The organism is Nonomuraea sp. NPDC059007, assembly GCF_042740555.1.
GTDB lineage: Bacteria > Actinomycetota > Actinomycetes > Streptosporangiales > Streptosporangiaceae > Nonomuraea.
On record NZ_JBHYJD010000003.1, the window covers coordinates 429,656 to 440,252 of the forward strand.

At 70.1% G+C, this 10,597-nt stretch carries 12 protein-coding genes; 8 read left to right on the plus strand and 4 right to left on the minus strand.

Annotation, left to right across the window (positions count from 1 at the left end; all coding sequences use genetic code 11):
* Nucleotides 1-15: 15 nt before the first annotated feature.
* Nucleotides 16-1,755, minus strand: a complete 1,740-nt coding sequence (locus ACFWY5_RS07315; RefSeq protein WP_379630808.1) for a glycoside hydrolase family 97 catalytic domain-containing protein — start codon at nucleotides 1,753-1,755, stop codon at nucleotides 16-18.
* A gap of 220 nt (nucleotides 1,756-1,975) precedes the next feature.
* Between ACFWY5_RS07315 and ACFWY5_RS07320 the strand changes: the two genes are divergently transcribed.
* The 6 genes from ACFWY5_RS07320 (at nucleotide 1,976) to ACFWY5_RS07345 (ending at nucleotide 7,391) form a co-directional block, all read left to right on the plus strand.
* Nucleotides 1,976-3,406: an ABC transporter substrate-binding protein gene (locus tag ACFWY5_RS07320; RefSeq protein ID WP_379630809.1), complete on the plus strand. Its 1,431-nt coding sequence runs from the start codon at nucleotides 1,976-1,978 to the stop codon at nucleotides 3,404-3,406.
* Nucleotides 3,406-4,287 carry a carbohydrate ABC transporter permease gene (locus ACFWY5_RS07325; RefSeq protein ID WP_184960606.1) on the plus strand — a complete coding sequence of 294 codons (882 nt, stop codon included), beginning with the start codon at nucleotides 3,406-3,408 and terminating at the stop codon, nucleotides 4,285-4,287. The genes ACFWY5_RS07320 and ACFWY5_RS07325 overlap by 1 nt, the downstream gene beginning before the upstream one ends.
* Before the next feature lie 7 nt (nucleotides 4,288-4,294).
* Nucleotides 4,295-5,176, plus strand: coding sequence for a carbohydrate ABC transporter permease (locus tag ACFWY5_RS07330; RefSeq protein ID WP_379630810.1), 882 nt, complete (start codon nucleotides 4,295-4,297; stop codon nucleotides 5,174-5,176).
* A 3-nt stretch (nucleotides 5,177-5,179) separates the two neighbouring features.
* Nucleotides 5,180-6,148: an aldo/keto reductase gene (locus ACFWY5_RS07335; RefSeq protein WP_379621420.1), complete on the plus strand. Its 969-nt coding sequence runs from the start codon at nucleotides 5,180-5,182 to the stop codon at nucleotides 6,146-6,148.
* A 74-nt stretch (nucleotides 6,149-6,222) separates the two neighbouring features.
* Nucleotides 6,223-6,522, plus strand: a complete 300-nt coding sequence (locus ACFWY5_RS07340) for a cupin domain-containing protein (protein WP_184960603.1) — start codon at nucleotides 6,223-6,225, stop codon at nucleotides 6,520-6,522.
* Nucleotides 6,519-7,391, plus strand: coding sequence for an aldo/keto reductase (locus ACFWY5_RS07345; protein ID WP_379630811.1), 873 nt, complete (start codon nucleotides 6,519-6,521; stop codon nucleotides 7,389-7,391). Before ACFWY5_RS07340 ends, ACFWY5_RS07345 begins: the two co-directional genes overlap by 4 nt.
* On the opposite strand, the gene ACFWY5_RS07350 is transcribed toward ACFWY5_RS07345, so the two are convergent.
* Nucleotides 7,388-7,948 (minus strand): DUF4291 domain-containing protein, encoded by a 561-nt coding sequence (locus ACFWY5_RS07350; protein WP_379621425.1) that lies wholly within the window; start codon nucleotides 7,946-7,948, stop codon nucleotides 7,388-7,390. The genes ACFWY5_RS07345 and ACFWY5_RS07350 overlap by 4 nt on opposite strands.
* 117 nt (nucleotides 7,949-8,065) lie before the next feature.
* On the opposite strand from ACFWY5_RS07350, the gene ACFWY5_RS07355 reads away from it, so the two are divergent.
* On the plus strand, nucleotides 8,066-8,479 hold the full coding sequence (locus ACFWY5_RS07355) for a PPOX class F420-dependent oxidoreductase (protein WP_379621427.1): 414 nt from the start codon (nucleotides 8,066-8,068) through the stop codon (nucleotides 8,477-8,479).
* Here the strand turns inward: ACFWY5_RS07355 and ACFWY5_RS07360 are convergent.
* Complete coding sequence (locus ACFWY5_RS07360) at nucleotides 8,470-9,093, minus strand: hypothetical protein (RefSeq protein WP_379621429.1); 624 nt, start codon at nucleotides 9,091-9,093, stop codon at nucleotides 8,470-8,472. The two genes, ACFWY5_RS07355 and ACFWY5_RS07360, sit on opposite strands and share 10 nt — an antisense overlap.
* A gap of 33 nt (nucleotides 9,094-9,126) precedes the next feature.
* On the opposite strand from ACFWY5_RS07360, the gene ACFWY5_RS07365 reads away from it, so the two are divergent.
* Nucleotides 9,127-9,519: an MmcQ/YjbR family DNA-binding protein gene (locus ACFWY5_RS07365; RefSeq protein ID WP_379630812.1), complete on the plus strand. Its 393-nt coding sequence runs from the start codon at nucleotides 9,127-9,129 to the stop codon at nucleotides 9,517-9,519.
* Here ACFWY5_RS07365 and ACFWY5_RS07370 read toward each other — a convergent pair.
* Nucleotides 9,495-10,499 carry an aldo/keto reductase gene (locus ACFWY5_RS07370; RefSeq protein WP_379630813.1) on the minus strand — a complete coding sequence of 335 codons (1,005 nt, stop codon included), beginning with the start codon at nucleotides 10,497-10,499 and terminating at the stop codon, nucleotides 9,495-9,497. The genes ACFWY5_RS07365 and ACFWY5_RS07370 overlap by 25 nt on opposite strands.
* Nucleotides 10,500-10,597 lie beyond the last annotated feature (98 nt).

The following is a 10,597-nucleotide window of genomic DNA, read 5'->3' on the forward strand; positions in this document are numbered from 1 at the left end:
GGGTCCTCTTTCCGGTCATGACGGCCGGCGCGGGGCCAGCCGTAAGGTGAAACCGCCGTTGGCGGCCACGGGGATGTCGAGCTTGGCGCCCGGGGCGACCTCGGCCTCCTCGGCCGCGACGCCGTCGCCGGGGGCGTCCTGGTAGATCTCGGCCGTCCACTCGCCGTCCGCGAGGAAGTCGAGCGCGACCGTGATCACGCGGGGTTCGCCCGCCGTACCGCAGGCCACGTACCAGACCTCGCCGTCGCGGCGGGCCAGTACGAGGTGGTCGGCCGGGTCGCCGGACAGCAGGCGGGTCTCGTCCCAGGCGACGGGGACCCGGGCGAGCAGGCGCCGGGCTTCGGGGCGCGCGCCGTACGCCTCGATGCTGTCGGCGAAGTGCTGCACCCCGGACTCGAACAGGACGGCGAGCGCGAGCTCGAAGCCGGCCGAGATGCTCCGCACGGCGCTGAAGGTGACGGGGGTGAAGTCCATCGGGCCCTGTACGTTGCGGGTGCAGGCCAGCGACAGGTAGTGCGCAGGCGGGTAGAGCGGTTCCTTGCCGGGTTTCGGCTTGATCCACTCGGCGCCCTTGACCGCCTCGGCGGTCATGAAGTGCGGCCAGGTGCGCTCGGTGCCGCGCGGGATCGTGCCGCCGTGGAAGACGACCATCAGCTCCAGCCGCGCGGTGGCCTCCAGGATGGAGTCGAACCAGCGCATGCGGTCCTGGCCGTCGGACTCGGTGAAGTCGATCTTCACGCCGACTGCGCCCCACTCCTTCCAGAGGGCGAGCTTCTCGCGATGCTCCAGCGGGGTGTCGACGTGCTGCCAGTGCGACCAGAGCCAGATGCCGACGCCGCGCTCGCGGGCGTAGGCGATGAGCTCGGGCATCCACTCCTTGTTCCATCCGGCGTCGGCCAGCACGTACGGCCAGCCCATCCCGGCGGCGAAGTCCACCCAGACCTTCTGGGCCTCCAGGTCGCGGGTGGAGGGGCCGTCCGACCACCAGGACCAGGCGGCGGCGCCCGGCTTGATCCAGGAGGCGTCGGGCACCTTGGACGGCTCGGCCAGGCCGGTCACCAGGTCGCCGGCGACGATGGCGGCGAGGTCGCCGACGATCGCCGTACGCCAGGGCGTGACCAGCGGGGAGGCGGCGGTGACGTACGGGTCGGGCAGGTCGAGGCGGAAGGCGGTGCCGTCGAAGGCGAGGCGGGTGCCGGCGTAGCCGCTGTCCAGGTTCGACTCGGTGACCAGCATCCAGCTCTCGCCGATCTGGAACAGCGACGGGTAGCCGTACAGGATCGGCTCGGCCCGCTCGACGGTGGTGTGGTGGTGGATCTCCTCGTAGTCGCAGCGGCCGTTCTCGTAGGGCAGGAGGATGGCGCGGGCCGCCGCCGGCACCACATACTCCGAAATTTCATCGCAAATCGTGACGGGGCCGGTCCAGCTGACCCGATACCGGTACGCCACGCCGCCCGACCCCACCCGCACCTGGAGTTCCAGGCCCGGGCTGAAGGAGAGGGTCCATTCGGTGGCGGTGTAGCGGTGCACGCGACTCTTGCCGGTCACGGTCTCGTAGGTCTCGTCGACGGCCCGGCTGGTGATCCCCTCGAACGCCAGGCCGCGGGTCAGGTCGGCGTGGGCGGCCTTCAGGCCCAGCCGGGACGGGCTGACGACCACCCGGCCGGCGTGCCGTACCTCCCATGAAAGCTCGCCGTCAGGCGAGAGCTCGATCACTGCTTCCAGATCGTCGGCAGCACAGGTCCATTTGGGCACGAAAGCCTCCATGGCTAGCTCACAGTGCGCCCGAGCCTAGGTTGCAAGCGATTGCAATTCAATTCTTGACGAAGTTAATTACCAGGTCTACGGTACGGCCATGCCCCTGAGTCATCGGACCTTTGCGGCGAGACTGACCGTGAGGCCTGTGTGCGCCCGGCACCTCAACCCTCCGACCGCCGGTGCGGCCATCGAGATCTTCCTCTGAAAGAGGTCATCCATGGACATGAACCGCCGCCGGATGCTGGCCCTCGCCGTGGCCGCCGCGTCCATGCCCGTCATCGCCGCCTGCGGAGGCGACACGCGCCAGCAGAAGCAGGCCGCCGCGCCGGTCAAGACGGGCATCCAGACCATCGACCCCAACCGGCCGGGCAACGACACCTGGCCGTTCGAGGAGGCCGAGAAGCTCTACAACTCGCTGCGGTGGCCGAAGTCGGACGTGGCCGACCCCGCGGCCAAGGTGACGATCACCATCGCCTCCACCTCGGACGTCATCGCCGAGGTGCGCAACATGCAGTTCGACTACTTCTTCAAGAAGCGCCACCCGAACATCGAGATCAAGCGCGAGACCTCGACCTTCGACGGCTTCCTCACCAAGTACATGGCCCAGGCCGCGGGCGGCTCCCTGCCCGACGTCATGTACAACCACTACTCCTGGACCCAGAACTTCATCTCCAACAACATCGTCGCCCCACTGGAGGACTTCATCGCCAGGTCCCCCGACTTCGCCAGGGACGACCTGCCCAAGGCCGGGCTCGCCTACTTCGAGCGCGACGGCAAGCTGTACGGCCTGCCCACCGACATGGCACCCAAGCTGCTCTTCTTCAACAAGGACATCTTCGACAAGGCCGGCCTGAAGTACCCGGACGAGACCTGGACCTTCGAGAAGATGATCGAGACCGCGAAGAAGCTCAAGAGCGGCTCCGGCGCCACGAAGATCTTCGGTTTCTCGCCGACCCCGAAGCCCGCCCCCGACCTGTCGACGGTCTTCCTGATGCCGTACGGCGGGCGGTTCCTCTCCCCCGACGAGACCCAGGTCCAGGTCAACTCCCCCGAGGCGGTCAAGACGCTCGGCATGTGGCTCGACCTGCTGCTCAAGGACGGCGTCACGCCGAGCCTGGCCGAGGAGCTCCTGCTGGAGAAGGTCGACCCGTGGAAGTCCGGCCACGCCGCCATGCACATCAACGGCGCCTGGATCATGACGGAACTGGCCAAGCAGAAGGCGTTCAAGTGGGGCGCCACGCACGTGCCGAAGGGCCCGCAGGGCCGCTTCTCCCCCGCCGTCGGCAGCGCCCTGGTCATCACCGAGGCCTCCCAGCAGAAGGAGGCGGCGTGGCTCTACATCTACGAGTACCTGTCGTCCTCCGGCTACCAGTTCCGCCGCATCAGCGCCCCGGCGCGCCAGTCGGCATGGCTGCCCAACGCCGAGGCGCTCGGCATCCCGAAGGAAACGGCGGAACTGGTCAAGGAGATCCTCGCCGACTACGCCACCAGTGACGGCGTGCTGCGCCTGCCGGCCACCAAGAAGGCGGTCGACACGGCCAAGCCCATCTGGGAGCGCGCGATGCTCGGCAAGATCGACGCCAAGGCGGCGCTGGACGAGATCGCCGCCAAGGTCGGCCCGCTGCTCGCCGAGAACAAGATCGCGTGATGGCCACGCTCGCCCAGCGCGAGGCGCGGCGCTTCCACCTGTTCGTCTCGCCGTGGCTGCTGGGGTTCATCCTGTTCACGGCCGGCCCGATCATCGCGGCCATCGTCATCAGCTTCATGGAGTGGAACCTGCTGAAAGCGCCTCAGTGGGTGGGCCTGGCCAACTACGAGCGCATGTTCGGCGACCCCGAGTTCTGGGAGTCGATCGAGAACACCGTCCAGTACGGGGTCGGCTACGTCGCGCTCGGCGTCACGTTCACGTTCGTGATGGCGCTGCTGCTCAACCAGCCGCTGCGCTTCCAGGGCCTGTTCCGCACCGTCATGTACATGCCGTCCGTGGTCTCCGGGCTGGCGACGGCGCTGCTGTGGCTGAACATCCTGCACCCCGACTACGGCCTGATCAACAAGGTCCTGGCCACGGTCGGCATCACCGGCCCCGGCTGGCTGGCCTCGCAGGAGTGGGCCATCCCGGCGCTGGTGCTCATGGCGGTGTGGGGCGCCGGCAACACCATCGTCATCTACCTGGCCGGGCTTCAGGGCATCCCGAAGTCGCTCTACGAGGCGGCCGAGATCGACGGCGCCGGCTGGTGGCGGCGCTTCTGGAGCGTCACCGTGCCGATGATGTCGCCGGTCATCTTCTTCAACGTGGTCACCGGCTTCATCGGCGCCCTGCAGGGCTACGTGCTCATCCTGGCCATGACCGAGGGCGGGCCCGGCAACGCCACGATGGTGCTCGGCCTCTACATCTACCGGCACGCCTTCGTCTACTTCGACATGGGGTACGCCGCCGCGCTGTCGTGGGCCATGTTCGCCATCATCATCGCCGTCACCGCCATCCAGTTCGCCCTGGCCAGGCGCTGGGTGCACTACGAGTTCAAGTGAGGTCCCGATGCTGCTGAAACGAGCGGAGCCGAGGACCCTCACCCCGGCGCAGACCAAGCGGATCCGGCGGGCGCAGCGGGCGGGCGCGTACGTGCTGCTCATCGCGAGCACCGTCGTGTTCGTGCTGCCGTTCCTGTGGATGATCACGACGTCGCTGAAGTCGGACGCGGAGAACCTCGCCTTCCCGCCGCAGTGGCTGCCCGACTCCTTCCACTGGGAGAACTACTCGCGCGGCTGGTTCGGGTCGCTGGACTACACGCGGTTCATGCTCAACACCGTGCTGATCACGGCGCTGTCGATGGCGGGCAACCTGATCTCGTGCGTCCTGCCGGCCTACGCGTTCGCGCGGATGCGGGCGCGGGCGGCCACGCTGATGTTCGGGGCGCTGCTGGCCACCATGATGATCCCGCGCGAGATCACGCTGGTGCCGAAGTTCATCCTGTTCTCCAAGATCGGCTGGGTGGACACGTACCTGCCGCTGATCGTGCCGGAGTTCTTCGGGGTGGCGCTGTACATCTTCCTCCTGCGGCAGTTCTTCACCACGATCCCGCAGGAGCTCATCGACGCCGCCCGCATCGACGGCGCCTCCGAGCTGCGAATCCTGTGGCGGATCATGCTGCCGCTGTCGAAGCCGGCGCTGGCGGCCATCTGCCTGTTCTCCTTCGTGGGCAACTGGAACCAGTACCTGGAGTCGGTCATCTACATCAGGACGACCGAGAAGTTCACGCTGCCCATGGGGCTCGGGCTGTTCACCGACCAGTTCGCCACGCAGTACAACCAGATGATGGCCGTGGCCCTGATCGCCATGATGCCCATCGTGATCATCTTCTTCATCGCCCAGAAGACCTTCATCAGGGGCGTCACTCTGACCGGAATCGCAGGAAGGTAGTACGTGGACTATCGACGGTGCGGGCGCAGCGGGCTGCTGCTGCCCGCTGTCTCCCTCGGGCTCTGGCACAACTTCGGCGACGGCCGTACGCCGGAGAGCCAGCGCGCGATCGTGCGCGCGGCCCTCGACCTCGGCATCACCCACTTCGACCTCGCCGACCGGTACGGCCCGCCGCTCGGCGCCGCCGAGCGCACGTTCGGCTCGATCTTCCAGCTCGACCTGCGCGGCATGCGGGACGAGATCGTGGTCACCACCAAGGGCGGCAACCCCATGTGGGACGGCCCCTACGGCAAGGGCAACTCCCGCAAGCACCTGCTGGCCACCCTGGACCAGTCGCTCGGCCGCCTCGGCCTGGACCACGTCGACATCTACTATCTGCACCGCGACGACCGGGACACCCCGCTGGAGGAGCAGGCCGCGGCCCTGGACCACATGGTCCGCACCGGCAGGGCGCTGTACGTGGGCGTGTCGAACTTCTCCCCCGGCCGCACGGAGGCCATCTCCGGGCTGCTGCGCTCCCTGGGCACGCCGCTGCTGGTGCACCAGCCCGTCTACTCGCTGCTGCGGCGCGACATCGAGGAGGAACTGCTCGGGGTGCTGGAGCGGGAGGGCGTGGGCTGCGTGGTGTACTCGCCGCTGGCCCAGGGGTTGCTGACGGACCGGTATCTGGCGGGCATCCCGTCGGACTCGCGGGCGGCGGAGGGGCGGTTCCTGACGGCTGACCGGGTGACGGAGGAGGTGCTGTCCTTCGTACGGCAATTGTCGGAAATTTCGTCTGATCGTGGGCAATCGGTGGCGCAGCTGGCCCTCGCCTGGGCGCTGCGCGACGAGCGGATCACCTCCGTGCTCGTCGGCGCCTCCAGCCCCGAGCAGCTCGCGGCCAACGCCGCCGCCGTGGACCGCCTCGGCTTCACCGCCGACGAACTGTCCGCCATCGAGCGGGCGGCCAAGGAGAGCGGCGTCCTCGGCTGACGGCGTTCCCGCAGACCGCGTGCGCGCCCGGTGCCAGAGGCGCGCACGCGCCCTTCTCCGCAAAGGAGCCCCCCATGCGCAGGAGCACGCTGGCCGAGCACGGCGACGGGATCTCGTTACCCGGCTACCGGGTCGAGTCCGGCGGCGTCTCCACCCTGCCCCCCGGGCAGATCAGCCACAACCGGGGCCCGCACACCCATCCCGACCCCGAGATCTTCCTCATCCTGTCCGGCACGGGCCGGATCCACCTCGACGGCGAGGTGTCCGGTTTCGCCGCCGGGGACGTGCTCATCGTCGAGGCCGGCGAGGACCACCACCTGGAGGCCGTCACCGAGGTCGTCACCACCTGGCTCCACCTGGAACCCGCCCCGTGACCCTGCCCCACCTGCCCGAGCTGGGGCTGGGCGGCGGCCCGCTCGGCAACTACCTGCGTCCCATCAGCGACGGGCAGGCCCGCGCGGTCGTGGACGCCGCCTGGGAGTCGGGCATCCGCTACTTCGACACCGCCCCCTACTACGGGCTCGGCCTGGCCGAACGCCGTCTCGGCGCGGCGCTGCGCGAACGGCCCCGGTCGGAGTACGTGCTGTCGACCAAGGTGGGCCGGCTGATCCGGCCGGGCCCCGGCGGCCCGGGGATCTTCGCCGTGGCCGACGACCGGCACGCCGTCTGGGACTTCTCCCGCGACGGCGTCCTGCGCAGCCTGGAGGAGTCGCTGGAACGGCTCGGCACCGGCCATGTCGACATCCTGCTCGTCCACGACCCCGACCATCACTGGCCCCAGGCCCTCGACGAGGCGTTCGCGACGCTGGCCGACCTGCGCGCGCAGGGAGTGGTGAAGGCGATCGGCGTCGGCATGAACCAGCCCGCGATGCTCGCCGCCTTCGTCAGGAACGCCGATCCCGACGTGCTGCTGGCCGCCAACCAGTGCACGCTGCTGCGCCGTACCGCCTTCGATGAGCTTCTGCCGCTGTGCGCCGAGCGGGGCGTCCCGGTGGTGGCGGCCAGTCTGTTCCACCGCGGCCTGCTGGCCGAGCCGCCCGCCGATCCGCCGCCGGAGGTCCGGCCGATCGTGGACGCCTGCGCCGCGTACGGGGTGCCGGTGGCCGGCGCCGCGATGCGTTTCCCGCTGCGCCACCCGGCCGTGCGCTCGATCCTCATCGGGGCCCACACTCCGGCCCAGGTGCTGGCCAACGTGGCGGACTTCCGTACCCCGGTCCCCGAGGGGTTGTGGGCCGCGCTCTAGGAGGCCTGGACGACGGCGGCCAGCTCGGCGCCGAGCGGGTAGGGACGCTCGGCGGGCAGCAGCCCGGTGACGTCCCGCTTGGCCCGCAGCGCCGCGTGCACGGCCTTGACCTGCGGGGTGATGTCGCGGATACCGGTGATCCACTCGTCGGCGTAGCGGGTGACGGCCTCGCCGGACAGCCCGATCTGGATCGAGCGGTGGGGCAGCGGGTTGTGGTGCACGTCGCGCTCAGGGTCCCACTGCACCCGCACCGGCCTGCCGCGTACCTCCGCGCCGCCGTGGTGGCTCAGCGACGCGTTGGCCAGCGCCCACGCGAAGCCGTCGCGGCTGATGTCAACGGCCAGCACGCGGGCCTGGCCGGGCTTGGTGGCATAGCCGCAGCGGTACATCATCCAGAGGAACGACGGCTTGATCCACGTCATCCGCTCGCGTTTGAAGGGCGCCACGAACCGCTGCGCCGCGACCGCCGCAACGGCGATGGCCGGGTCGTAGGCCTGGTAGACGGTGATCGTCTCCTCGGTGTAGACGGCACGGATCTGCCGATAGGGCACGTTCATCCGCCCAGCGTGGCGAAGGCGGCGTCCACCCCGCAACGCGATTTACCCGTGTCTGTCGACACGCGGGCCGCCCGATCGTGTAAAGGGAGAGGACCGCCGCAGAAAGGGAGACCTGCCATGACGTTCACCGACGAGGAGCGCGCCTACCTGCGCTCCCAGTCCCTCGCCCGCCTCGCCACGCTCGACGCCGGCGACCAGCCCGACGTGATGCCGGTCGCCTACGAGTTCGACGGCACGTACTTCTGGGTCGGCGGCGGCCAGAGCGTGGTGGACACCCGCAAGTTCCGCAACGTCGCCGCCGGACGCGCCAAGGTCGCGCTGGTGGTCGATGACATGCCGTCTTCCGACCCGTTCGTCGCGCGCGGCATCCGCGTGTACGGCGTGGCCGAGCAGCCCTTCGAACGCACCGGCATGGTCGGGCCCGGCGTGTACCTGCGCATCACGCCCACGATCTCCTGGAGCTGGAATCTGGCCGGCGAGCCGGTCGGCGAGAGCTGGTACCCGTCCCGCCGCGCCGTACATCAGCCCTGAGCCTCCTTGAGCTTGGCCGCGGCCAGGCGGGCCGCGCGCCGGCTCAGCGCCGGGTCGAAGGTGCCGAAGTAGCCGTCGCTCACGACCAGCGTGACGACCTGGCCGACCCGCATGAGCACGACGTCCTGGGCGTGGATCGGGCGGGCGAACTCCTGGGGATGGTCGCTGTAGCGGATCGCGTACACCCAGGTGCCCACGCGCCCGACGGACAGCCGCTTGATGCCCTCCTTGCGCTTCTTGGTGCTCTTGTCCACCCCGGCGCAGTCACGCGCCATCGCCTTGCCCGCCGCCTGCCAGGAGGCCAGCCCTGCCGGGGTGGCGCCGAGCGCGAACTGCCGCAGCCCGGACGGCTTGCCCCGCTTGTCGATGAAGGCGGCCGCCTTGCTCCTGAGCAGCGGCTTCAGCCTGTCTATCGCCGTCCGGCAGGCCTTGGTGTGCGCGGAGTCCTTGTCGAGCGCCTCACGCGGGCGCTTGACGTTGTCGGCGTAGCCGTCACCCAGGTCCTCGGGGGTGAGGACGGCCTCGGCGAGCTGGGCGGGGGCCGGCGGCTTGGCCAGTGCGGGCGTAGCCGACAGCACCATGGCGGCGACGCCGCCTAAGATCACGAAACGCATGGCACCGGATCCTAATGTCCTAGGGTGGGCGGCATGACGCGAAGCTGGACCGACGCCGACGTCGGGCGGGTGAGCGAGCGGGTGGCGGAGCTGGCCGCCGGGCTGCCGGGGGTGGTGGTCGAGGAGTCGTTCGGCCACGTCGCCTGCCGGCTGGGCAGCAAGCGCCTCGCCTGGGTGCTGGTCGACCACCACGGCGACGGGCGGCTCGCGCTGTGCGTGAAGGCGCCGCCCGGGGAACTGGAGACGCTGCTCGCCGCCGACCCCGAGCGCTACTTCACCCCGCAGTACGTCAGGGGCTGGGTGGGCGTCGAGCTGCACGAGGTGGAGCCCGACTGGCAGGAGGTGGCGTCCCTGCTGGAGCAGGCCTGGCGCATGATCGCCGGCAGGGCCGCCGTCGCCGCCTACGACGCGTCCAGGCGCCGGTAGCCCTCGCCGAACACCCAGGGGTCGGCCTCGCACTCGGCCAGGAAGTCCCCGGGGAAGCCGGCCTCGAAGCCGGCCGCCGCCTCCAGCCTCGTGAGCGCCTCCCCGTCCAGCACGACCTCGGCCGCGCCCAGGTTGTCGGCCAGTTGCCGGGCGTCGCGGGCGCCGACGATCGGGTGCACGAACGGGTGCCGCGCCCGCGTCCACGCGATCGCCACCTGCGACGGGCTCGCGCCCACCTCCCCCGCGACCTCCCGCACGGCCCGCGCCACGGCGTGATCGCGGTCGCCGAGCGTCGCGGGATCCACCCGGGTAGGCCCCTCCGCCCCCTCGCCGCCGCTGAACTTGCCCGACAGCACGCCCCCGGCCAGCGGCCCCCACGCCGCCACGCTGAGTCCGAGCTCGCCCGCCATCGGCAGCAGTTCCCGCTCGACGTCCCTCTTGAGCAGGCTGTACGGCACCTGCACCCCCGCGAACGGCGTCCACCCGCGCCACTCCGCCAGCGTGTTGGCCCGGCTCACCACCCACGCGGGCGCATCCGAGATCCCCACGTACAACACCTTCCCCGCGCGCACCGCGTCGTCCAGCGCCCGCATCGTCTCCTCCAGCGGGGTGCGCCGGTCCCACAGATGCACCCAGAGCACGTCCACGTAGTCGGTACGCAGCCGCCTGAGGCTCCGCTCCAGCGAGTGCACGAGGTTCTTGCGGTGGTTGCCCGCCGCGTTCGGATCCGTCTGGTCACGGGAGATCGAGTACTTGGTGGCCAGGACGAGCCGCTCGCGCCGCCCGGCCAGCAGTTCGCCGAGGACGCCCTCGCTCTCGCCGTAGGCCGAGGCCGTGTCGATCACGTTGCCGCCCGCGCCCTCGTAGGCGTCGAGCATCGCGCGGTGCTCCTTGCCCGCGCCGCCCTCGTAGAAGCCCATCGCGCCGAAGAACAACTCCGACACCCGCAGCCCGGTACGCCCCAGCAGCCGGTACCTCATGCCGCCCTACCTTTCTGAGTAGGCACTCCCGTTACGCCAGGGGCTGAGCGCGCTGCTGAGCCTGGAGAGGCAAGATCGGGATGTGCGGGTGAGGCAGG